This is a genomic window from Streptomyces sp. NPDC111656 (assembly GCF_055656965.1).
Genome location: NZ_JBVKCA010000019.1, coordinates 116,187 through 137,576 on the forward strand (window position 1 = coordinate 116,187; position 21,390 = coordinate 137,576).

General features: G+C 70.6%; 20 protein-coding genes and 1 tRNA gene. 10 read left to right on the forward strand and 11 right to left on the reverse strand.

Going from position 1 to position 21,390, the window contains the following annotated elements; all coding sequences use genetic code 11:
* The first annotated feature begins 48 nt into the window (after positions 1–48).
* Positions 49–122, forward strand: a tRNA-Ala gene (locus ACZ7M3_RS40690).
* 66 nt (positions 123–188) lie between these two features.
* Here ACZ7M3_RS40690 and ACZ7M3_RS40695 read toward each other — a convergent pair.
* Positions 189–674, reverse strand: a complete 486-nt coding sequence (locus ACZ7M3_RS40695; RefSeq protein ID WP_472070430.1) for a GNAT family N-acetyltransferase — start codon at positions 672–674, stop codon at positions 189–191.
* Between the two features lie 58 nt (positions 675–732).
* Between ACZ7M3_RS40695 and ACZ7M3_RS40700 the strand changes: the two genes are divergently transcribed.
* On the forward strand, positions 733–1,536 hold the full coding sequence (locus ACZ7M3_RS40700; RefSeq protein WP_472070432.1) for an exodeoxyribonuclease III: 804 nt from the start codon (positions 733–735) through the stop codon (positions 1,534–1,536).
* A 276-nt stretch (positions 1,537–1,812) separates the two neighbouring features.
* On the opposite strand, the gene ACZ7M3_RS40705 is transcribed toward ACZ7M3_RS40700, so the two are convergent.
* Positions 1,813–2,439, reverse strand: a complete 627-nt coding sequence (locus tag ACZ7M3_RS40705; protein ID WP_452962877.1) for a MerR family transcriptional regulator — start codon at positions 2,437–2,439, stop codon at positions 1,813–1,815.
* A gap of 161 nt (positions 2,440–2,600) precedes the next feature.
* On the opposite strand from ACZ7M3_RS40705, the gene ACZ7M3_RS40710 reads away from it, so the two are divergent.
* From ACZ7M3_RS40710 to ACZ7M3_RS40725, 4 genes are all read left to right on the forward strand, one after another.
* Entirely contained in the window at positions 2,601–4,160 is a 1,560-nt protein-coding gene (locus tag ACZ7M3_RS40710; RefSeq protein ID WP_472070434.1) for a flavin-containing monooxygenase, read from the forward strand.
* Positions 4,157–5,086 (forward strand): alpha/beta fold hydrolase, encoded by a 930-nt coding sequence (locus ACZ7M3_RS40715; RefSeq protein ID WP_472070436.1) that lies wholly within the window; start codon positions 4,157–4,159, stop codon positions 5,084–5,086. The genes ACZ7M3_RS40710 and ACZ7M3_RS40715 overlap by 4 nt, the downstream gene beginning before the upstream one ends.
* Positions 5,083–5,967 (forward strand): SDR family oxidoreductase, encoded by an 885-nt coding sequence (locus tag ACZ7M3_RS40720; protein ID WP_095854170.1) that lies wholly within the window; start codon positions 5,083–5,085, stop codon positions 5,965–5,967. Before ACZ7M3_RS40715 ends, ACZ7M3_RS40720 begins: the two co-directional genes overlap by 4 nt.
* Positions 5,968–6,053: 86 nt before the next feature.
* Positions 6,054–6,314, forward strand: a complete 261-nt coding sequence (locus ACZ7M3_RS40725) for a hypothetical protein (RefSeq protein ID WP_351300733.1) — start codon at positions 6,054–6,056, stop codon at positions 6,312–6,314.
* A 185-nt stretch (positions 6,315–6,499) separates the two neighbouring features.
* On the opposite strand, the gene ACZ7M3_RS40730 is transcribed toward ACZ7M3_RS40725, so the two are convergent.
* A complete protein-coding gene (locus ACZ7M3_RS40730) occupies positions 6,500–9,985 on the reverse strand; it encodes a S41 family peptidase (RefSeq protein WP_472070438.1) in 3,486 nt (1,161 codons plus the stop codon).
* Between the two features lie 165 nt (positions 9,986–10,150).
* Here ACZ7M3_RS40730 and ACZ7M3_RS40735 point away from each other — a divergent pair, with 165 nt between their 5' ends.
* The 3 genes from ACZ7M3_RS40735 to ACZ7M3_RS40745 all read left to right on the forward strand — a co-directional run bounded on the left by ACZ7M3_RS40735 (position 10,151) and on the right by ACZ7M3_RS40745 (position 14,220).
* The gene (locus ACZ7M3_RS40735) at positions 10,151–10,738 is read left to right on the forward strand and encodes a TetR/AcrR family transcriptional regulator (RefSeq protein WP_388399041.1); all 588 of its coding nucleotides are present in this window, start codon (positions 10,151–10,153) and stop codon (positions 10,736–10,738) included.
* A 112-nt stretch (positions 10,739–10,850) separates the two neighbouring features.
* Positions 10,851–13,082, forward strand: a complete 2,232-nt coding sequence (locus ACZ7M3_RS40740; RefSeq protein WP_097225622.1) for an MMPL family transporter — start codon at positions 10,851–10,853, stop codon at positions 13,080–13,082.
* Positions 13,083–13,209: 127 nt separating this feature from the next.
* The gene (locus tag ACZ7M3_RS40745) at positions 13,210–14,220 is read left to right on the forward strand and encodes a helix-turn-helix domain-containing protein (protein WP_388399044.1); all 1,011 of its coding nucleotides are present in this window, start codon (positions 13,210–13,212) and stop codon (positions 14,218–14,220) included.
* 186 nt (positions 14,221–14,406) lie between these two features.
* Here ACZ7M3_RS40745 and ACZ7M3_RS40750 read toward each other — a convergent pair whose 3' ends face one another.
* The 6 genes from ACZ7M3_RS40750 to ACZ7M3_RS40775 form a co-directional block, all read right to left on the reverse strand.
* A complete protein-coding gene (locus ACZ7M3_RS40750; protein ID WP_472070440.1) occupies positions 14,407–15,579 on the reverse strand; it encodes a serine hydrolase domain-containing protein in 1,173 nt (390 codons plus the stop codon).
* Positions 15,580–15,646: 67 nt separating this feature from the next.
* Positions 15,647–16,108 (reverse strand): organic hydroperoxide resistance protein, encoded by a 462-nt coding sequence (locus tag ACZ7M3_RS40755; protein ID WP_261687582.1) that lies wholly within the window; start codon positions 16,106–16,108, stop codon positions 15,647–15,649.
* Between the two features lie 135 nt (positions 16,109–16,243).
* A complete protein-coding gene (locus ACZ7M3_RS40760) occupies positions 16,244–16,723 on the reverse strand; it encodes a MarR family winged helix-turn-helix transcriptional regulator (RefSeq protein WP_472070442.1) in 480 nt (159 codons plus the stop codon).
* A gap of 10 nt (positions 16,724–16,733) precedes the next feature.
* The gene (locus tag ACZ7M3_RS40765) at positions 16,734–17,495 is read right to left on the reverse strand and encodes an energy-coupling factor ABC transporter ATP-binding protein (protein ID WP_095854177.1); all 762 of its coding nucleotides are present in this window, start codon (positions 17,493–17,495) and stop codon (positions 16,734–16,736) included.
* Positions 17,483–18,244 carry a cobalt ECF transporter T component CbiQ gene (gene cbiQ / locus ACZ7M3_RS40770; RefSeq protein ID WP_472070444.1) on the reverse strand — a complete coding sequence of 254 codons (762 nt, stop codon included), beginning with the start codon at positions 18,242–18,244 and terminating at the stop codon, positions 17,483–17,485. The genes ACZ7M3_RS40765 and cbiQ overlap by 13 nt, the downstream gene beginning before the upstream one ends.
* A 1-nt stretch (position 18,245) precedes the next feature.
* The gene (locus ACZ7M3_RS40775; RefSeq protein WP_351300754.1) at positions 18,246–19,289 is read right to left on the reverse strand and encodes an energy-coupling factor ABC transporter permease; all 1,044 of its coding nucleotides are present in this window, start codon (positions 19,287–19,289) and stop codon (positions 18,246–18,248) included.
* Positions 19,290–19,493: 204 nt separating this feature from the next.
* On the opposite strand from ACZ7M3_RS40775, the gene ACZ7M3_RS40780 reads away from it, so the two are divergent.
* Positions 19,494–19,850, forward strand: a complete 357-nt coding sequence (locus ACZ7M3_RS40780) for an SsgA family sporulation/cell division regulator (RefSeq protein WP_355616346.1) — start codon at positions 19,494–19,496, stop codon at positions 19,848–19,850.
* A gap of 74 nt (positions 19,851–19,924) precedes the next feature.
* Here the strand turns inward: ACZ7M3_RS40780 and ACZ7M3_RS40785 are convergent, their stop codons facing one another.
* On the reverse strand, positions 19,925–20,770 hold the full coding sequence (locus ACZ7M3_RS40785) for an EamA family transporter (RefSeq protein WP_472070446.1): 846 nt from the start codon (positions 20,768–20,770) through the stop codon (positions 19,925–19,927).
* Complete coding sequence (locus tag ACZ7M3_RS40790; RefSeq protein ID WP_472070448.1) at positions 20,767–21,312, reverse strand: YbaK/EbsC family protein; 546 nt, start codon at positions 21,310–21,312, stop codon at positions 20,767–20,769. The genes ACZ7M3_RS40785 and ACZ7M3_RS40790 overlap by 4 nt, the downstream gene beginning before the upstream one ends.
* Between the last annotated feature and the right edge of the window lie 78 nt (positions 21,313–21,390).

The window sequence follows — 21,390 nt, forward strand, 5'->3', positions numbered from 1 at the left end:
GGATTTCCAAGCACCCCGACGGGGATGCTAGAGTTTCACTCGTTGCAAGGGCCTGTGGCGCAGTCCGGTAGCGCACCTCGTTCGCATCGAGGGGGCCAGGGGTTCAAATCCCCTCAGGTCCACTGCAATTCAGAACCCCGTCGGATTCGTCCGGCGGGGTTCTTGCCTGTTCGGCCGCACTCTCTCGTTCACTGAATGCTCAGCGGCTTGGCATAGCAGAGGCTCAGTTCGTGGAAGCGGTAGTAGCCGAACTTGGCGCAGGGCTCGTAGCCGCTGGAGAGGTAGAGGGCGACCGCCTCGGGCTGTTTGGCGCCGGTCTCCAGGACCATGCGGGTGCGGCCGGCCGCGCGGGCGTCGTCCTCCAGGGCGGCCAGGATGCGGCGGGCGAGGCCGAGACCGCGGGCCTGAGGGGTCACGTACATGCGCTTGAGCTCGGCGTCGCCGTCCGCGTACCCCTCGTCGTTCGTGTCCTGGCTGCGCCAGCCGCCGGACGCGATCGGGCGGTCCCGCTCGTCGTAGGCGAGGAGGTACAGGCCGAGCGGCGGCTTGAACATCGACGCGTCGAGCGGTGTGACATCGCCCTCATCGCCGTAGCGCTCGGCGTATTCGGCCTGCACCTGGTCGTTGAGCTTGACGGCGTCGGGGTGGTCGTACGGGACCGGGCGGATACTCATGCGATGTATCGTACATGTATGCGCCCGCTGGGTGGAATGGATTAAGTATCGTGCCCAGGTGCTGACTGTTACCTCGGTGAATGTGAACGGGCTCCGGGCCGCCGCGAAGAAGGGCTTCGTGGAGTGGCTCGCGGAGACCTCCGCGGACGTGCTGTGCCTTCAGGAGGTGCGGGCCGAGCCCGGGCAGCTGCCCGAGGAGGTGCGGGCGCCGGAGGGGTGGCACGTCGTGCACGCTCCCGCGGCCGCCAAGGGGCGCGCGGGCGTCTCCCTGTACACCCGACGCGAGCCCGACCGGGTGCGGATCGGGTTCGGGTCCGAGGAGTTCGACTCCAGTGGACGGTACGTCGAGGCCGACCTCCCCGGTGTCACCGTCGCCAGCCTCTACCTGCCCTCCGGCGAGGTCGGCACCGAACGACAGGACGAGAAGGTCCGGTTCATGGACGAGTTCCTCGCCCACCTGAAGGAGCTGCGCGAGCGCGCCGCCGCCGACGGGCGCGAGGTCGTCGTCTGCGGCGACTGGAACATCGCCCACCAGGAGGCCGACCTCAAGAACTGGCGCGCCAACAAGAAGAACTCCGGCTTCCTGCCCGAGGAGCGCGCGTGGCTGGGGCGCGTCCTGGACGCGGACGACGGCGGGTACGTCGACGTCGTACGGGCACTGCACCCGGACGCCGAGGGGCCGTACTCGTGGTGGTCGTACCGGGGGCGGGCCTTCGACAACGACAGCGGATGGCGCATCGACTACCACGTCTCGACACCGGGGCTCGCGGGCAAGGCCGTGAAGGGGTTCGTGGAGCGGGCGGCGACGCACGCGGAGCGCTGGTCCGACCATGCGCCGGTGACGGTCGTCTACGAGCTCTAGGCCCTGTCGTCACATTCCTGTCTGCCCTGCGACGCCATGCACGCGCCCCCAAGTTCTCGGCTTCGCTCGAACAGGGAGGGACCCCCTTCGCCGCACCGGGCACGGACCCAAGTACATCCAGTACGAGGGCCTGCGCCCGGCACGCCGAGAGCACGCTCCCCCAAGCTCTCGACTCCGCTCGAGCGGGACCCCCATGACGCCGCAGGGCCCGCCCTCCGGGCGGACGACGGGAATGTGACGACAGGACCTAGCCCTGCAGCCGCCGGTGGCGGTCGTCTACGAGTTGTAGTCCCGCAGCCGCCGGTCCAAGGCCATCGACACCTCGGCCTCCACCACGCTCTTCGCCAGGGGGCGTAGGCGTTTGAGGTCGTCGGTGGTGCGGTTCTCCGTGAGGACGATGCCGGCGAAGAGGTCGGCGAGGGCGTCGGCGTGGTCGCGGACGCGGCGGGCGGCGGTGAGGACGTCGGCCAGGGGGATGCCCTCGCGGACCAGGGCCGCCGAGACGTCGAGCAGGCGGCGGCTGATGTGGACGATCTCGCCGCCGTCGATGCCGAGATAGCCGAGGTCGAGGGCCGCGGCGAGGTTCTCCGGGGTGGCCTGGCCGGCGAAGACGTCGGCGAGTTCCTCGGGGGAGAGGCGGACGGGGGTCTCCTCGGTGGGCTCGCCCAGACCGAGGAGTTCACCGACGTCACGGCCGTGGTCGAAGGCCTCGGCCAGCTCCGCGATGCCGTTGAGGGTGTGGCCGCGTTCGAGCAGCGCCGAGATCGTGCGCAGGCGGGCCAGGTGCGTGTGGTCGTACCAGGCGATACGGCCCTCGCGGCGGGGCGGCGGTATCAGCTTGCGCTCCCGGTAGAACCGCAGGGTGCGCACGGTGATGCCGGCCTCCTTGGCCAGCTCCTCCATCCGGTACTCACGCTTCTCCGCCACGTGCGAAACCCTACGTCGTACCGTCGGTAACTTTCGTCGTCGCAACCCTACCCATCAGTACGGAGCTGCTCTACGCTCCCATTGCGCCAGTGTTCACTGGCAGAGTCGGGCGGCTAGGGAGGCGTGGGATGGTCGGGATGACCGAGCACGAGCATGTGCGCGTCGCGGTGATCGGGTCCGGGTTCGGCGGTCTGGGGGCCGCGGTGCGGCTGCGCCGCGAAGGGATCACCGACTTCGTCGTCCTGGAACGGGCCGGAAGCGTCGGGGGAACGTGGCGGGACAACAGTTACCCGGGATGCGCCTGCGATGTGCCCTCGCACCTGTACTCGTTCTCGTTCGCGCCCCACCCCGACTGGCCGCGCACCTTCTCGGGACAGGAGCACATCCGGGCCTATCTGGAGCACGTCTCCGACGTCTTCGGGCTGCGCCCGCATCTGCGCTTCGACTCCGAAGTGAAGATGATGACGTGGGACCAGGAGAAGCTCCGGTGGGGGATCGAGACCAGCCGTGGCTTCCTCACCGCCGATGTCGTCGTGTCCGCGACCGGGCCGCTCTCCGATCCCAAGATCCCCGACATACCGGGGATCGACTCCTTCCCCGGCAAGGTCTTCCACTCGGCCCGCTGGGACCACGACTACGACCTGCGCGGCAAGCGCGTCGCCATGATCGGCACGGGCGCCTCCGCCATCCAGATCGTGCCCGCCATCCAGCCCGACGTGTCCCGGCTGACCCTCTTCCAGCGCACGCCGCCGTGGGTGATGCCCCGCGTCGACCGGGCCATCACCGGCGCCGAACGGTGGCTGCACAAGCAGCTGCCCTTCACCGCACAGGCCCGGCGCGGACTGCTGTGGGGGATCAGGGAGCTGCAGGTCCAGGCGTTCACGAAGCGTCCCGACGAGCTCGGCCTCGTCGAGCGGCTGGCCAGGCGGAACATGGCGCGGGCCGTCCACGATCCGGCGCTGCGGGCCAAGTTGACCCCCGACTACCGGATCGGGTGCAAGCGGATCCTGCTCTCCAACACCTACTATCCGGCGCTCACCCGGGCCAACGTCGACGTCGTGGCCTCCGGGCTCGCCAAGATCGACGGCTCCACGCTCGTCGCCGCCGACGGCAGCACGGCCGAGGTCGACGCGATCATCTTCGGTACGGGCTTCCACGTCACCGACATGCCGATCGCGGACCGGGTCGTCGGAACGGAGGGCAGGACGCTCGCGGAGGTGTGGCGCGACGGCATGAAGTCGCTGCGCGGGGCCACCGCGGCCGGGTTCCCCAACTGGATGACGATCATCGGCCCGAACACCGGGCTCGGGAACTCCAGCATGATCCTGATGATCGAGTCCCAGCTGAACTACATGGCCGACTACGTGCGGCAGCTGGACGTCCTGGGCGGGCGCGCGGCCCTCGACGCCCGCCCCGCCGCCGTGGAGGGCTGGAACGACAAGGTCCAGGAGCGGATGCTGCGCACGGTGTGGAACACCGGCGGCTGCACCAGTTGGTACCTCGACGCGAACGGCCGCAACACCACCATCTGGCCCGGCACGACGACCGAGTTCCGTAGCGCCACCCGGCGGGTGGACCTGGGAGAGTACGAGGTGCTGCGCGCCCCCGGGTCGAACACACCCGGGCCGCGCACACCCGAGTCGCGCACCAAGAACTCCGGCACACAGGGCGCCAAGAAGGTGGAGGCGGGAGCGTGAGTCGACTGACGCATGTGGAACACGGGGCGTACGCGCCGCCCGCGCCCGCGCGCGAACTGACCGCCGTCTCCGCCGACGGCGCCCGGCTGCACGTAGAGGTGCACGGACCCGATGACAAGCCGGCCGCGCCCGTCGTCGTCCTCGCGCACGGCTGGACCTGTTCGACCGCCTTCTGGGCGGCGCAGATACGGGACCTCGCCGTCGACCACCGGGTGATCGCGTACGACCAGCGCGGGCACGGCCGCAGTCCCGCGAGCGAGACGTGCACCGCGGACGCGCTCGCCGACGACCTGGAAGCCGTGCTCGCGGCCACCCTCGCGCCCGGCGAGAAGGCCGTGCTCGTCGGGCACTCCATGGGCGGGATGACGCTGATGGCGGCCTCGACGCGGCCGCGTTTCCGGGAGCACGCGGTGGCGGCCCTGCTGTGCAGCACGGGCAGTTCGCGGCTGGTGGCCGAGTCGCGGGTGGTGCCGATGCCGGCCGGACGGCTGCGCACCCAGGTGACCAAGAGGATCCTCGGGTCGGCCGCGCCGCTCGGGCCCGTCACACCGCTCGCCCGCCGGATCCTCAAGTACGCGACCATGGGCGCCGGTTCGTCACCGGGCATGGTGGAGGCGTGCGCGCGGATCGTGCACGCCTGCCCGCGCAGGGTGCGGTACGCCTGGTCGAAGGTGCTCGACCTGCTCGATCTCGACCACGGCGTACGGGCGTTGACGGTGCCGACGGCCGTGGTGGTGGGTACGGCGGACCGGCTGACGCCCGTGGTGCACGCGCGCGCCCTGGTCGCGACCCTGCCGAACTGTGTCGGCGTCACCGAACTGACCGGCCTTGGGCACATGACACCGGTGGAGGCGCCGGAACTGGTCACCGCCCGCATACGCGAACTCGTCTCCACCTACGCAGAGATCAAGGAGGGCAGCGCATGACCAAGGTGAGCCTGGAAGGGCAGGTCGCGGTCGTCACGGGGGCCGCGCGGGGCGTCGGCGAACTCCTCGCCCGCAAGCTCTCCGCGCGCGGTGCCAAGGTCGCGCTGGTCGGCCTCGAGCCGGACGCGCTCAAGCAGGTCTCGGACCGGCTGCACGGCGAAAGCGGCTTCTGGCATGCCGATGTCACCGACCACGAGGCGATGGCCCAGGTCGCGACCGAGGTGAAGGAACGGTTCGGGAAGGTCGACATCGTCGTCGCCAACGCCGGTGTGGCGAACGGCGGTCCCTTCGTCGAGTCCGATCCCGTCGCCTGGCGGCGGGTCATCGAGGTCAACCTCATCGGATCGGCGGTCACCGCACGGGCGTTCCTGCCCGTGCTCATGGAGAGCCGGGGGTATCTGCTGCAGATCGCCTCGCTCGCGGCCATCACCCCGGCGCCGATGATGACGGCGTACTGCGCGTCCAAGTCGGGCGTGGAGGCGTACGCGCACAGCCTGCGTGCCGAGGTCGGCCACAAGGGCGTACGGGTCGGGGTCGGCTACCTGTCCTGGACCGACACCGACATGGTGCGCGGGGCCGATCAGGACGAGGTGATGCGGGAGTTGAGGCAGCGACTGCCGTGGCCGTCCAACAAGACGTATCCGCTGGGGCCGGCCGTCGACCGCATCGTCGCGGGGATCGAGCGGCGGTCCAGTCATGTGTACGCGCAGTGGTGGCTGCGCGGGATGCAGGGCGTCCGGGGCTACCTCCCCGGGATCATCGGGGCGGTCGGACAACGGGAGATGCGGCGGTTCGAACCGCGGCTCAAAGGCGTGAGTACGGGGCTCGTGGGTGCCGGCGGGGCGGCCGACGAGCAGCGCCAGCAGGGGATATCACCGTGAGTGACTGATCGAAATGCGTGCGTAGTCCGTGCGTGTAAGTCTGGTCGAGCCCGATCCCCCTCACCCACAAATGGGAGTGAAACCTCATGGGCAAGAAGGACCAGATGCAGAACAAGGCCGAGCAGATGAAGCAGCAGGGCAAGAAGAAGATGGGCCAGGACATCGGCCACGAGAAGGCCCGTCCCGGCGAGCACTCCCCGCAGCCGGGTGCCCGCACCTCGCAGCAGGGCGCGCGCTCCCCGCAGTCGCCTGAGCGCTCCCCGCAGAGGGGCGACCGGACGATCCCGGAGGCCGAGCGCACGCAGCGTGAGGCGAAGGACCGGCTCGACCAGGACTACGACGTCTGACGGTTCGCTGCGCCGGCTTAGGCCGAGTTGTGGGGCGCCCCTGTTGGTTGGGGGCGCCCCACGCTTTTGTCTGGGTCGGACAGGTGCGTTGTCTGGTGCGGGTTCTATGTGGGTGGGCGCGCCCACGCGGCGGAGCCGCATATGTAAACAGCCCCGCGCCCCTTCAGGGCGCTTGACCCCGCCCCCTATTGAGATCGTGGGGGGAGTTTTGGTCTTGATCTGTCGGGGGCGTCCGAGTAGTCGGGTGGGGAGGCTGCGTGGTGGGTGGTCAGGAGGTCCAGGGCCAGTTGGATGGCGGTGTCCATTTCGGTGTGGTGGCCCTCCGCCCAGTCCAGGGGGGTGCGCAGGACCGCCAGGTCCGGGGGGACGCCCTGGTTCTCGACGGACCAGCCGTACGCGTCGAACCAGGCCGCGTTCATCGGCACCGTGATCACCGTGCCGTCGCCGAGGCGGTGGCGGCCGGTCATGCCGACGACTCCGCCCCAGGTGCGCTGCCCGACGACGGGCCCGAGCTTCAGCAGCTTGAACGCGGCGGTGATCATGTCGCCGTCGGAGGCGGTCGCCTCGTCGGCGAGGGCGACGATCGGGCCGCGCGGGGCGTTCGAGGCGTACGACACCGGCTGGGCGTTGCGTGTCAGGTCCCAGCCGAGGATCGTGCGGGTGAGCTTCTCCACGACGAGTTCGCTGATGTGGCCGCCCGCGTTGCCGCGCACGTCGACGATCAGTGCGGGGCGCGAGACTTCCAGGCGCAGGTCGCGGTTGAACTGGGCCCAGCCCGAGCCGCCCATGTCGGGGATGTGGAGGTAGCCGCACCGGCCCCCGCTCAACTCCCGGACGACCTCGCGGCGTTTGGCCACCCAGTCCTGGTAGCGCAGGGGGCGCTCGTCGATCAGCGGGACCACGGCCACCCGGCGTGAGCGGCCCTCGCCCGCCTCGGGGATGAACGTGAGCTCCACCGTCGTACCGCCCGCGCCCGCGAGGAGGGGATAGGGGCCGGTGACCGGGTCGACCGGGCGGCCGTCGACGTGGGTGAGGACCGCGCCCTCGCGGATGCCGGTACCGGCGAGTGGCGAGCGTGCCTTGGAGTCGGAGGAGTCGCCGGGGAGGATCCGCTTCAGGGTCCAGCTGCCTTCGCGCCGGACGAAGTTGGCGCCGAGCAGGCCCTGCCAGCGTTGGTATTGGGCCGGGCCCTCGTTGCGGCGGGCGGCGGCGACGTACGCGTGCGAGGTGCCGAGTTCGCCGAGGACCTCGCGCAGGAGGTCGGCGAAGTCGTCGGGCGAGGCGACCCGTTCGACCAGCGGGCGGTACTGGGCGAGCACACCGTCCCAGTCGATGCCGCACATGTGGGGTTCCCAGAAGTAGGCGCGGGTGAGGCGGCCCGCTTCCGCATAGGCCTGGCGCCACTCGGCGGGCGGGTCCACCTCGTGGATGATGCGCCGCAGATCGATCCAGACCGTCGAGTCGGAGTCACCGACCTCGGTCGAGGGGACCGCTCGCAGGTCGCCCTCGTCCACGACGACCAGACGGGAGCCGTCGCCGCTGACCGCGAACCAGTCCAGGTGCTGGACGAGTTCGGACTTCTTCGCCTTGCTGATGTTGAAGAACTCCAGCGTCGGCCGGCCGGAGGTGTCGTCGGGGTTGACGAAGGTCTCGCCGAGGGCGCCCGAGATCGGCCAGCGCAGCCAGACCAGGCCGCCGCCCGCGACCGGGTACAGCGCCGAGTACTTGGAGGCGGTGACCGGGAAGGGGGTCACCCGGCTCTCCAGGCCTTCCAGTTCGACACTCACCGCGCCGTCCGCGCTCTCGTCCTCGATGGGGTCCAGGCCGCCGGCGACCGGCCGCCCGTCGGGGTTGAGCGCGAAGGGGGAGGGGGTGGCGGAGGACAGGGGGACGAGGTAGGGGCGGCAGCCGAGCGGGAAGGAGAGGTCGCCGGTGTGGACGTCGTACACCGGGTCGAAGCCGCGCCAGGAGAGGAAGGCGAGGTAGCGGCCGTCGCGGGTGAACACGGGGTTCTCGTCCTCGAAGCGGCCGTTGGTGACGTCGACGATGAGCCGGTCCTTTATGCGCGCGATCTTGATCTGGCGCAGGGAGCGGCCGATCCCCGGGTGCGACCAGGTCAGCCAGGCCCCGTCCGGGGAGAAGGCGAGGTCCCGGACCGGCCCGTTGATCGAGGTGATCAGCTCGGTGACCTCCCCTCCCTCGGACTCGGTCGGCGAAGTGCCCTCGGACTCTGTCCGTGAGGTGTCCTCGGACTCCGGCTCCGAGGTGGTGCTGTCGGGCTCTGGCAGGGAGGCTTCCTCGGGCTCTGGCCCGGACGTGGACGTGTCCCCGGACTCCTCCGTCGCGTCGAGGATCAGCAGGCGTCCGTCGTTCGAGGCGATCGCGAGGCGTTCGCCCTGCGGGTCGGAGACCATCTCCAGCACGCGCCCCAGTTCGCCGGAGGCGAGGCGGCGCGGCTCGCGCTGGCCGGAGGCTCGGGGGAGGAAGGCGATCTCGACGGCGTCCTCGCCGTCCGCGTCGGTGACGTAGGCGATCCGGCCGCCGGAGCCGAGCATCTCGGGGAGCCGGACGCGTACGCCGGGAGTGTCCGCGATGGTGCGCGCGGGGCCGTCGCGGTGGGTGAGCCAGTACAGGCTGCCGCGTACGACGACGGCGCTGGCCCGGCCCGTCTCGTCGACCGAGATGCCGTCCACGTGCTGCGCCGCGGGCACCTGGTACGTACGGCGTCCCGCGCGCGGACCGCCGAGGCGGACGTCGAGGCGGCGCGGGGCCGAGCCCGCGGACAGGTCGTCGACGATCCACAGGTCCCCGGCGCACTGGTAGACGACCCGGGTGCCGTCGCTGGATGAGTGCCGGGCGTAGAAGGCGTCGTGGTCGGTGTGGCGGCGCAGGTCCCCGCCGTCGTACGCGCACGAGTACAGGTTCCCGATGCCCTCGTGGTCGGAGAGGAAGGCGATACGGCCGCCGACGAACATGGGGGAGTCGAGGTGGCCGTCGAGATCGGCGAGCAGCCGTCGTCCGTGCAGCCACAGCCGGCCGGTGGCGCCGCCCCGGTAGCGCTTCCAGGAGGCGGGTTCGTGCGGCGGGGTACCGGTGAGCAGGAGCGTCTTGTGTTCGCCGTCGAGGTCGGCGACCTGGATGGCGGCGACCGGGCCCCAGGGGAGCGCGCCGCCGGGGTCGCCGTCGGTGGGGACCTTGTAGGCCCAGGTGAAGTACGAGAAGGGCTGGCCGTGGGAGGCGACGGCGAGGATGTCGCTGTGTCCGTCCTTGTCGGGCGGCGACCAGCCGCAGACCTGGGTGTCCGCGCTGCCCCAGTAGGTGAGTCGGCGGGAGGGGCCGCCGTCCACCGGCACCAGATGGATCTCCGGCACGAGGCTGCGCCAGCTCGTGTACGCGATGAGCCGGCCGTCGGGGGAGAAGCGGGGGTGGCCGACCTTGGTCCGGTCGACGGTGAGCCGCCAGGCGCGGCCCGGCCCGTCGAGGGGGGCCATCCACAGGTCGTCCTCGGCGGCGAAGCAGAGGTGGTCGCCGCTGAGATGGGGGAAGCGGAGGTAGCCGGCGTTGCCGTCCGTCCGCGGAGGGTGGGAGGTCTGCGGGTGGTCCGTGGCTGGTCGCGCAGTTCCCCGCGCCCCTGACGGGGCGCTGTGCGCCTTCTCGTACGCATCGCTCACCTACCCATGCTTTTCCTCTCGGAGGCGCCCGGCAACTTGTGGGTGGGTGTCCTTTCTGCTGTGCGTGACCCAGCACACGTACGAAACGGTTTCGTTTCTTTGAATCTCGGGGTATCTTCATAGGTGTACGAAACCGTGTCGTCCGGAGCAGAGAAGGTGAGTGGGATGACTGAAGCCGCAACGGTGCGTCGCAGTCGGATCACCCCCGAGCGTGAGGCCGAGCTGTACGCGGCCGTGCTCGAACTGCTCCGAGAGGTCGGCTACGACGCCCTGACCATGGACGCCGTCGCCGCCCGCACCCGGTCGAGCAAGGCCACCCTCTACCGCCAGTGGGGCGGCAAGGCCGAGCTCGTGGTGAAGGCGCTGCGGCACGAGAAGCCGACCACCGGCGACATCGACACCGGATCCCTGCGGGGCGACTTCCACGCGATGGTGAAGCGCGAGGAAGACTGCGACATGGAGCAGAACTCCGCGCTGATGCGGGGTCTGGCCACGGCGCTGCACGGGAACCCCGATCTCCTGCGCGCCTTCCGGGAGTGGATCATCGATCCGGAGATCGAGACACTCCGCACGGTCCTGCAGCGCGCCGTCGACCGGGGTGAGATCCGGGCGGACAACCCGGCCCAGGACTATGTGCTGCACATGATGTTCGGCGCCTTCGCGGTGCGTGGCGTCCTCGATCAGCTGCCCCCCACCCAGGCCTTCCTCACCTCGTACATCGACGCCGTGATCCTCCCCGCTCTCGGCGCCTGAGCCTGCCCGACCTTCAGTAACGCCTACGTGCACCTGACGCGACCGCTCACGTCGTCGGGCTGATCTCCCCTGCCCAGCTGCCAGCAAACGACCTGACCGGGAGTATGCCCTCGTGGCCACATTCCTTTATAAACTCGGCCGATTCGCCTTCAGGCGACGCCATTTCGTCGCCCTGATCTGGGTGGCCCTGCTGACGCTGGCGGGTGTCGGCGCCGCCTCCGCGCCCACCGCGGGAGCGTCCTCTTTCTCGATCCCGGGCACCGAGGCGCAGAAAGCCTTCGACCTGCTCGAACAGCGCTTCCCCGGGATGAGCGCCGACGGCGCGACCGCCCGTGTGGTCTTCAAGGCGCCCGCCGGCGAGAAGATGGGCGACAAGGCCAACAAGGCGACCGTCGAGAAGACCGTCAAGGCGCTCGGCGACGGCTCCGAGGTCACCTCCGTGTCCGACCCCTTCAAGTCCCACGCGGTGAGCAAGGACGGGTCGGTCGCGTACACCTCGGTGAAGTACAAGGTGTCCGGCATGGAGTTGAAGGACTCCTCGAAGACCGCCCTGGAGGAGGCCGCGCAGCAGGCGCGGGACGCCGGGCTGAGCGTCGAGGTCGGCGGTGACGCGCTCCAGGCGACGCCCGAGACCGGGTCGACCGAGGTCATCGGCATAGCGGTCGCCGCGGTCGTGCTCGTCATCACCTTCGGTTCGCTGATCGCGGCCGGGCTGCCGCTGCTGACCGCGCTGATCGGCGTGGGCATCGGCGTCTCGACGATCACGGCGCTGGCGAACGCGCTGGACCTGGGCACCACCACCTCCACCCTGGCGATGATGATCGGCCTCGCGGTCGGCATCGACTACGCCCTCTTCATCGTCTCCCGCTACCGCGCCGAACTGGCCGAGGGCCGGGAGCGCGAGGAAGCGGCCGGACGGGCCGTCGGCACGGCGGGTTCGGCGGTCGTCTTCGCCGGTCTGACGGTCGTGATCGCGCTGGTCGGTCTGTCGGTCGTCAACATCCCGATGCTGACGAAGATGGGTGTCGCGGCGGCGGGCACGGTCGCCATCGCGGTACTGATCGCGCTGTCGCTGATTCCGGCCCTGCTCGGCTACGCGGGCCGCAAGGTCCAGCCCGCGGGCAAGAAGAGCAAGCTGCTCGGGGGTGGGCGTGCCGCGAAGAAGGAGGGCAAGCCCAACATGGGCACCCGCTGGGCGAGCTTCGTCGTGCGCCGGCCGCTCGCCGTGCTGCTGCTCGGCGTGATCGGCCTGGGCGCCGCCGCGCTCCCGGCGGCCTCGCTCGAACTGGGTCTGCCCGACGACGGTTCGCAGCCGACGTCGACCACGCAGCGCCGGGCGTACGACACGCTGTCCGACGGCTTCGGTCCCGGCTTCAACGGTCCCCTGATGCTCGTCGTGGACGGCAAGTCCAGCGACGACCCCAAGGCCGCGGCCACCAAGGTCACCGACACGGTCAAGGACATGAAGGACGTCGTGTCGGTCAGTCCGGCGGCGTTCAACAAGGCCGGGGACACCGCGACGATCACGGTCATCCCCGACTCCAAGCCGTCCTCCGTCAAGACCGAGGACCTGGTGCACGCCATCCGTGACGCGGGCGGCAGCATCACGACGGAGACCGACGCGAAGGTGCTGGTCACCGGTACCACCGCGATGAACATCGACTTCTCGCAGAAGCTGAACGACGCGCTGATCCCGTATCTCGCGCTGGTCGTCGGCCTCGCCTTCCTCCTCCTGATCGTGGTCTTCCGCTCGATCCTGGTCCCGCTGAAGGCGGCGCTCGGCTTCCTGCTGAGCGTGATGGCGGCGCTCGGCGCGGTCGTCGCCGTCTTCCAGTGGGGCTGGCTGTCCGGCCTCCTGGGCGTCGAGGAAACCGGCCCGATCATGTCGATGATGCCGATCTTCATGGTGGGTGTCGTCTTCGGTCTCGCGATGGACTACGAGGTGTTCCTCGTGACCCGGATGCGCGAGGCGTACGTCCACGGGGAGAAGCCCCACCAGGCGATCGTGACCGGGTTCAGGCACGGCGCACGGGTCGTCACGGCGGCCGCGGTCATCATGATCGCCGTCTTCTCGGGCTTCATCGGCTCCAGCGAGTCGATGATCAAGATGATCGGCTTCGGCCTCGCGATCGCGGTCTTCTTCGACGCGTTCGTGGTCCGCATGGCGATCGTTCCGGCGGTGCTGGCCCTGCTCGGGAAGAAGGCCTGGTGGCTGCCGAAGTGGCTGGACCGGGCGCTTCCCAACGTGGACGTCGAGGGCGAGGGCCTGCGCACGGCGGCGGAGAAGGGCCAGGGACCCGGCGACGGGGGCCGGGACGAGGACCGGGAGCTGGTACGGGTCTGAGGCCCGACCGGCTGGCCGACTGATGCGCTGAGGGGCACCCCGCGTTGCTGCGGGGTGCCCCTCACTTCTTGCTCCTGGCTGTGGAATCATCCGGTTCCAGGCTCTCTCACCAGGAGGTCCGCCGATCGTGTTGCACGAGTCGGTCTTCAAAAGCGCGGACCTGCCGGTCGGTGACCGGTTCGAGGCGTGGACGCAGCGCATGGGCCGTACGCACGCGCCCATGCAGCTGGCCAGTGACCGCGCGGCGGACTACCGCGCACACCAGCGCATGATCGGGCTGGGGGACGTCACGGTCTGGCCGGCGACCTTCGACCACCTGGTCTTCCGTCGGACGCCGAAGCTGATCCGCCAGTCCGATCCCGAGGTGTTCCACCTCTCCCTGCTGCTGCGTGGAGAGGGAGCGGCCGCCTGGGACAGACAGCAGGCCGCGTACCGGGTCAACGACATCCACACGAACTGTTCCTCGCGGTCGTACGAGATACACACCGGCGCCGACCCGGTCAGTCTCGTGGGAGTCGAGATCCCGCGGTCGCTGGTGGCGCTGCCCGCGAACCGGGCCGACCAGGTGATCGGCAGCCGGATCTCGGGCCGTGAGGGAGTCGGCGCGCTCCTGGCGCAGTTCCTCGTCCAGCTGGCCTCGGACACCGGCTCCTACCAGCCGTCGGACGGACCCCGGCTGGGAACGGTCCTCTCCGATCTGGTCACGGCCGTCTTCGCCGGTGCCCTGGACGCCGAGGCCCTGCTGCCGCCGGAGACCCGCGGCCGGACGCTGACCCTGCGCATCAAGGCGTTCATCCGCCGGAATCTGGGCGACCAGGAGCTGACCCCCGCCCGGATCGCCGCCGCGCACCACATCTCGCGCAGCCATCTGTACCGCCTCTTCCAGGCCGAGGGCCTCACCGTGGCCTCCTACATCCGCGATCAGCGGCTGGAGAACGCCCGCCGCGACCTCGCCGACCCGGCACTGCGCGCGATGCCGGTCCATGCCGTCGCCGCCCGCTGGGGCTTCCCCCGCGCCGCCGAGTTCACCCGGGCCTTCCGCGCCGCCCATGGCGTCCCGCCGAGTGAACTCCGCAGGCAGGCGGTGGCCGAGGAGCGTGAGGCAGGTCCGGAAGGCCGTGGACCCTGCGCCAAGTAGGTGGCGACTGTGTGCCAACGACAGGCGGGCGGTCGGCCGCGCATTCTGGTGATCGCCGCGCGGCGAGGGACGGGCGGACCGGAAGGGGCGGGCCAGGATCGCGGGGGTGTCCTGGCACGGCCCGGCCGGATCGACTACGCCGCGTCCCAGGTCCGATCAGCTACGCCGCGTCCCCGCCCCGGTCGGCTACGACGACAGCGCCGACCGTACCGCGCGTACCAGCGCCTGCGCCCGTGGATCCGCCGTCACCGTCTTGCGGAAGCCGTTCGTGATGTAGCCGAAGGCGATGCCCGACTCGGGGTCCGCGAAGCCCAGTGGGCCGCCGCGGCCGGGGTGGCCGAACGAGGCCGGGCCCAGCAGCGGGGAGGCCGTGCCGTGGAGCATGTAGCCGAGGCCGAAGCGCGTGGTGATGACCAGGGTGCGGTCCGGTCCCGCGGACGCCTCGGCGCGGGCCAGGTCGACCGTGGCCGGGGTGAACAGCCGGGTGCCGTCCAGCTCGCCGATCAGGGCGGCGTAGAAACGGGCGAGACCGTCGGCCGTGGCGATGCCGTTGGAGGCGGGGAGGGCCGCCGCGCGATAGGCGGGGTCGTTGTCGTCGGGCGGCGGGGTGATCGCGGCGAAGGCGCGGACGGTCGTCGAGTCCGGGTCCTTGTAGGCCTCGGCCACCGAGCGCTTCGGGCGGGTGCGCAGGGCGCTCGACGGCTCGGGCGAATCGACCCGGCCCGCGCGGCCCACCCGGTGGGCCTCGGCCCCCGGCAGCCCGACCCAGAGGTTCAGGCCGAGCGGGGCGGCGATCTCCGTCGCGATGAACTCGCCCACGCCCCGGCCGCCGGTGACGCGGCGGACCAGTTCGGAGAGCATCCAGCCGAAGGTGTGGGGGTGGTAGCCGTGGTCCGTGCCCGGCTCCCAGAGGGGGGTCTGCGCCGCGATCGACTCGGCCGTACGGTCCGGGTCCGCGGCCTCGGCCGGGGTAAGCGGCGTGTCGACCACGGGCACGCCCGCCCGGTGCGACAGCACATGCCGGACCAGGAGGTGTTCCTTGCCCCGAGCCTTGAACTCGGGCCAGTACTTCCCGACCGGTGCGTCCAGGTCCAGCTCGCCGCGCTCGTGCAGCATCAGGAGTACGGCGGCCCCGACACCCTTCGTCGCCGAGTGCATGACGTGGGCCGTGTCGTGCTCCCAGGGCGCCGAATCCGCCGTACCGTCCACGTCCCGCGTGCCGCCCCACAGGTCGACGACCTTGCGACCGTGCCGGTACACGGAGACCGCCGCACCCCGTTCCCCGAGCGTCTCGAAGTTGTGTGCGAACGCTTCCCTGACCGGCTCGAAGCCCTCGGCCACTTCGCCGTTCACGTTCACGTCCGTACTCCCTGTCGCCCGGCCACCCTCAACAGTGGATGCAACACACACGCGGAAGGCTCGATTCCTAGCCGAGCAGGATCGTGACCTCGATGTTGTTCCGGGTCGCGTTCGAGTACGGGCAGACCTCGTGCGCCGCGTCCACGAGCTTGGTCGCGACGTCCTGGTCGAGGACGGGCAGCGAGACGCTCAGGGCGACCGCGAGGCCGTAGCCGCGCTGCTTGTTGGGTCCGATGCCGACCTTCGCGGCGACGGTGGAGCCGGTCAGGTCCAGTCCGGCGCGACGGCCCACCAGTACCAGCGCGTTGTGGAAGCAGGCGCTGTACCCGGCCGCGAAGAGCTGCTCGGGGTTGGTGCCGTTGCCGTCACCGCCGAGCGCGGGCGGCATCGCGACCTTCAGTTCGATCTGGCCGTCCTGGCTGGTGACATAGCCGTCCCGGCCGCCGTGCGCGGTGGCCTCGGCGACGTACATGATCTTCGTCGGACGAGTGTCGACAGCGGTGTCGCCGACAGTGGTGCCATCGATCATGGCGGGACCTCCCCCAGGACGGAAAACACAGGAGTGCGCAAGTACATCGTGCACAAGGTACCGGCCGGTACGGCAGGTGTGCCTACCAGGGGGCAGAAACCGTCGGTAACCCCCGTCCCGTCCCGGACGGGCAGGTCAGCGCCCGCGCCCCGCCGCACCCTCCGCGCGCTCGGCCAGCCCCCACAGCTCCTGCCGCAACCTGGCCACCTCGTCCCCGGTGAGACCGGTCGACGCCAGCAGCGCCCGCGGTACGCCCGCCGCGCGCTCCCGCAGCGCCTCGCCGCGCCGGGTGACCGCCACCAGCACCGACCGCTCGTCGCGCGGTGAGCGGTCACGGCGGACCAAACCGGCCGACTCCAGGCGCTTGAGCAGCGGCGACACCGTGCCGTAGTCCAGCCGCAGCGCGCCCGCCAGCTCCTTGACCGTGGTCTCGCCGCGCTCCCAGAGGAACAGCAGGACGAGGTACTGCGGGTAGGTGAGGCCCAGCTCCTCCAGCAGCGGGCGGTACGCAGCGGTCACCGCGCGCTGGGCCGCGTACAGCGCGAAGCACAACTGGTCGTCGAGGAACAGCGACCCGGCCGATCCGAAGTCCTCTTGGTCCCCTTGTTTCGTCACGCGCCCATTGTCACGGAGTACGCACAGCTGTCGAGCGCGGATCGAAACCGAAGGGCAGCTCCAGGCGGTGGGTGCGCATCAGCTCGTCGTCGGAGAGCAGCTCGCCGGTCTTCCCGTCCGCCGCGATCACGCCGTCGCTCAGGATCAGCGCCCGGGGGCACAGCTCGAGGGCGTACGGCAGGTCGTGCGTGACCATGAGGACGGTCACGTCCAACGACCGCAGGATGTCAGCGAGTTCGCGGCGTGAGGCCGGGTCGAGGTTGGAGGACGGCTCGTCGAGGACGAGGATCTCCGGCTCCATCGCGAGGACGGTCGCGACGGCCACCCGGCGTCGCTGCCCGAACGACAGATGGTGCGGGGGGCGGTCGGCGAAGTCCGCCATGCCGACCCGCTCCAGGGCCGTACGGACGCGTTCCTCCAGCTCGGCGCCCTTGAGGCCCGCCGCGGCCGGTCCGAAGGCGACATCCTCCCGCACGGACGGCATGAACAGCTGGTCGTCCGGGTCCTGGAAGACGATGCCGACCTTGCGCCGGATCTCCGCCATGTGCCGCTTGCCGACCGGGAGTCCGGCCACCGTCACGGTCCCGGCGCCGCCGGTCAGGATGCCGTTGAGATGGAGGACGAGGGTGGTCTTGCCGGCGCCGTTCGGGCCGAGCAGCGCGACGCGCTCGCCGCGCCCGACGGTGAAGTCGACGCCGAAGAGGGCCTGGTGGCCGTCGGGGTAGGCGAAGGCCAGTCCGGCCACTTCCAGAGAGGGGGTCACAGGGTCCATCCCAGCAGACAGACGACAAGGGCGGCGAACGGGAGGGCGAGGGCGTACGACCACTGTGCCCGGGACGCGGTCACCTCGTCGATGACCGGCATCGAACCGGCGTACCCCCGGCTCACCATGGCGAGATGGACGCGCTCCCCGCGCTCGTAGGAGCGGATGAACAGCGCGCCCGCCGACTTCGCGAGGACGCCCCAGTGCCGTACACCCCGGGCCTCGAAGCCCCGCGACTCCCGCGCGATCCGCATCCGCCGCATCTCGTCCGTGATGACATCGCCGTAGCGGATCATGAAGGAGGCGATCTGCACGAGGAGCGGGGGCAGCTTCAACCGCTGGAGCCCCAGCAGCAGTTCGCGCAGTTCGGTCGTCGAGGCGAGGAGCACGGAGGCGGCGACGCCCAGGGTGCCCTTGGCGAGGACGTTCCAGGCGCCCCACAGGCCGTTCACGCTGAGCGACAGACCGAGGACGTCCACCCGCTCGCCCTGCGCCACGAACGGCATGAGCACGGCGAAGGCGACGAACGGGATCTCGATCAGCAGCCGCTTGAGCAGGAAGGCGGCCGGCACCTGGGCCTGGTACGCCACCGTGGCCAGGAGCGTGGCGTACAGCGCGAAGGCCCACATCGCCTCGCGCGGGGTGGAGACGACCACGACGACGAAGGCGAAGGCCGCGGCGAGTTTGGTGTGCGGGGGCAGGGCGTGCACGGGGGAGTGTCCGTGCCGGTAGAGCCGGTGGGCGTGACCCGCGCCCACCTCAGGCCACCTGCGTGGGGGAGACGTCGGCGGTGCGGCGCCTGCGTACCGCCCAGAAGATGCCCGTGCCGGCGACGACGGTGACACCGACGCCGATCACGCCCGCGAGGCCGCCGGAGATCCGGGCGTCGGAGATGTCCTTGACGCCGTACCCGGCGAGCGGGGAGTCCTCGGTGTGGTGCTTCTTGGTGTTCTGGTCGATGCCCTGGTCCTTGGCGACCTTCTCCAGGCCGTCGGGGCTCGCGGAGGCGTAGAAGCTGACGAAGCCCGCGAGGACGAGGGAGGTGACGAGGCCGACCGCCCACACCTTGCGGCGGGAGGTCCGGGCTGCCACGGGGACGGCGGCGGGCGCGGGTGTGTCGACCAGTTCGCCGCCGACGCGCAGCTTCAGCCGCTGCTGCAGACCGCGCGCCCCGTACACGAGGTCCGGTCGTACGGCGATGACCGCGCCGACCGTGAGAGCGGTGATGGTGGCCTCGCCGATGCCGATGAGGACGTGCACGCCGATCATCGCGGTGGCGACCTTGGTGATCGGGACGTCGGTGGTGCCGCCTAGGGCGTAGATGAGGGTGAAGGCGACGGCGGCCGCCGGGACGGAGAGGAGCGCGGAGACGAAGGCCGCCACGGTGATGGAGCGCTTCTTGCGCGGCAGGACCTTCACCAGGCCCCGGAAGACGGCGTACGAGACGACGGTCGTGACGATCGCCATGTCGGTGATGTTCACGCCGAGTGCGGTCAGGCCGCCGTCGGCGAAGAGGATGCCCTGCATCAGCAGGACCACGGAGACACAGAGGACCCCGGTGAAGGGGCCGACGAGTATCGCCGCGAGCGCGCCGCCCAGTAGATGTCCGCTGGTCCCGGCGGCGACCGGGAAGTTCAGCATCTGTACGGCGAAGATGAAGGCGGCGACCAGGCCGGCGAGCGGCGCGGTCTTCTCGTCGAGTTCGCGGCGGGCGCCCCGCAGGCTCACGGCGATGGCGCCGGCGGCGACCACTCCGGTGACCGCGGAGACCGGGGCATTGATGAATCCGTCAGGAACATGCACCGTTCGATGATAGTGCCTTGTTGCGAACGGCTTGCAAGAGCGAGGTGCCCATGAATAGCGGCGAGGTGGCGATGCATGGCGGGGGTCGATCAGGGAACCCGGTGGGCATGGGACTCCGTGGGCGAAATCTCCTAAATGTGCGACATTGGAGAGGTGACGGGTTCATATATTCCACACAGGTAACGCAGCGCAAGGAGTCGGTTCATGTCCGCCGTCGAACAGTACGCACGCGCCCACATCGTCTCCGACACGGCAGACTCCTTCGAGGACGAACACCAGGCTGTCCCGGTGGCCCTCAGCTACGACCCCGATGCTGATCCCCGCCAGGTGCACATGACGCTGCCCGGCCCCCACGAGTGGGCCTTCCCCCGGGAGCTCCTCGAGCGGGGCCTGCGCGGTCCGGTCGAGTCCGGCGACGTACGCGTGTGGCCGTGCGGCCGGGTGCAGGCGGTCGTGGAGTTCCACTCCGCGCAAGGCGTGTCGGTGGTGCAGTTCGACTCGAAGGTTCTGATCCGCTTCCTGCGCCGCACGTACACAGCGGTGACCCCGGTGGCTCACTGACGGTCGGTCCACCTCGCGTGCGCCATCACCTCGCGTGCGGCGTCCTCGCCTGCGCCATCACGCCGTGTGCGGCATCAGCCCGCGTGCAGCATCAGACCGATCCCCACCAGCAGCAGCCCCGCCGCCGCGATCCTCGGCGCCCCGAACCGCTCCTTGAAGAACACCGCCCCGATCGCCGCGCCGACGATGATCGAGGATTCGCGCAGGGCGGAGATGGGGGCCAGTTCCGCGCGCGTCTGTGCCCACAGCACCAGCGCGTACGCCGCCACGGACAGCACCGAGCCGAGCAGCCCCAGGGCGGCGAAGGGCCGTAGGACGGGGACGAGCCGGGAGCGCAGGCGGTAGGCGGCGTACGCCGGGATCACGACCCCTTGCACCGCCATCAGCCAGGCGATGTACCCGAGCGAGGAACCCGAGGCGCGTACGCCGAGTCCGTCCACGACGGTGTACGCGGCGATCGACACACCGGTGGCCAACGCCGCGCCGATGGCGGCCCAGTTGGGCCGCCGCCCACGCATCCCCCACAGCGCGACCCCCGTCAGCCCCGTGCACGACACCGCGATCCCCGCCGCCGCCCACGCGTTCGGCACCTCGTGCGCGAACACGGCCGCGAGCACGGTGACGACCAGCGGGGCGGTCCCGCGGGCGATCGGATAGGCCTGCCCGAAGTCGCCCAGCCGGAAGGAGCGCATCAGCAGGACGTAGTACAGGACGTGGATCGCGGCCGACACGAGCAGATACGGCCACGCCCCGGCCGCCGGCACCGCCACGAACGGCATCAGCGCCACCCCGATCAGCACCCCGCCGCCCGCGATCAGCGTGAACCCGACGAGTTTGTCGGTGATGCGGTGCGCGATCGCGTTCCAACTGGCGTGGGTGACCGCGGCGAGCAGCACCGCCGCGGTGACCAGCGGGGTCACAGGTGTTGCTCGCGCACGTCCACCAGCGTGCCACCCGCATGCGCGACCAGTGTCTTGGGGGCCATGGGGAACACGGTGTACGGGGTGCCGGCCGCGGCCCACACCACGTCGTGGTCGAGCAGCGAACGGTCCGCGAGCACCCGCGTCCTCGTACGGTGGCCGAAGGGCGGCACCCCGCCGATCGCGTACCCGGTCGTCTCCCGTACCAGCTCGACCCTGGCCCGCGTCACCTTCCCGGCCCCGAGCTCCCGCCGTACGAGCTCCAAATCGACCAGCGACGCCCCGTCCATGAGTACGAGCACGGGCACCCCTCCCCCAAGCTCTCGACTCCGCTCGAGCAGGGGGGACCCCCATGCGGCGAAGATCAGCGACTTGCAGATCTGGCTCAACTCGCACCCGATCGCGGCGGCGGCCTCTGCGGCGGTACGGGTCGCGTCCGGGAAGCGGCGGATGCGCGGCAGCAGATCAGCGAGGCCCAGCTCCCTCAGGGCCTCGGCGAAACGGGGGTGGGCTCCGGACTCTTCGGCGGCATCGGTCGTCATGGGCGGCACGCTATCGGTCGGTGTAGGAGGCACGCGAGCGAGTTCCAGCTCGACTGACATCGTTCCCTGGGCCGACCC

What these genes read in the sequence shown, in the direction of transcription:
- ACZ7M3_RS40695 (WP_472070430.1), bottom strand. Translation starts at nt 674, where the DNA reads ATGAGTATCCGCCCGGTCCCGTACGACCACCCCGACGCCGTCAAGCTC.
- ACZ7M3_RS40705 (WP_452962877.1), bottom strand. Translation starts at nt 2,439, where the DNA reads ATGGAGGAGCTGGCCAAGGAGGCCGGCATCACCGTGCGCACCCTGCGG.
- ACZ7M3_RS40710 (WP_472070434.1), top strand. Translation starts at nt 2,601, where the DNA reads ATGACCGAGCACGAGCATGTGCGCGTCGCGGTGATCGGGTCCGGGTTC.
- ACZ7M3_RS40720 (WP_095854170.1), top strand. Translation starts at nt 5,083, where the DNA reads ATGACCAAGGTGAGCCTGGAAGGGCAGGTCGCGGTCGTCACGGGGGCC.
- ACZ7M3_RS40725 (WP_351300733.1), top strand. Translation starts at nt 6,054, where the DNA reads ATGGGCAAGAAGGACCAGATGCAGAACAAGGCCGAGCAGATGAAGCAG.
- ACZ7M3_RS40735 (WP_388399041.1), top strand. Translation starts at nt 10,151, where the DNA reads ATGACTGAAGCCGCAACGGTGCGTCGCAGTCGGATCACCCCCGAGCGT.
- ACZ7M3_RS40755 (WP_261687582.1), bottom strand. Translation starts at nt 16,108, where the DNA reads ATGATCGATGGCACCACTGTCGGCGACACCGCTGTCGACACTCGTCCG.
- ACZ7M3_RS40765 (WP_095854177.1), bottom strand. Translation starts at nt 17,495, where the DNA reads ATGGACCCTGTGACCCCCTCTCTGGAAGTGGCCGGACTGGCCTTCGCC.
- ACZ7M3_RS40780 (WP_355616346.1), top strand. Translation starts at nt 19,494, where the DNA reads ATGTCCGCCGTCGAACAGTACGCACGCGCCCACATCGTCTCCGACACG.
- ACZ7M3_RS40790 (WP_472070448.1), bottom strand. Translation starts at nt 21,312, where the DNA reads ATGACGACCGATGCCGCCGAAGAGTCCGGAGCCCACCCCCGTTTCGCC.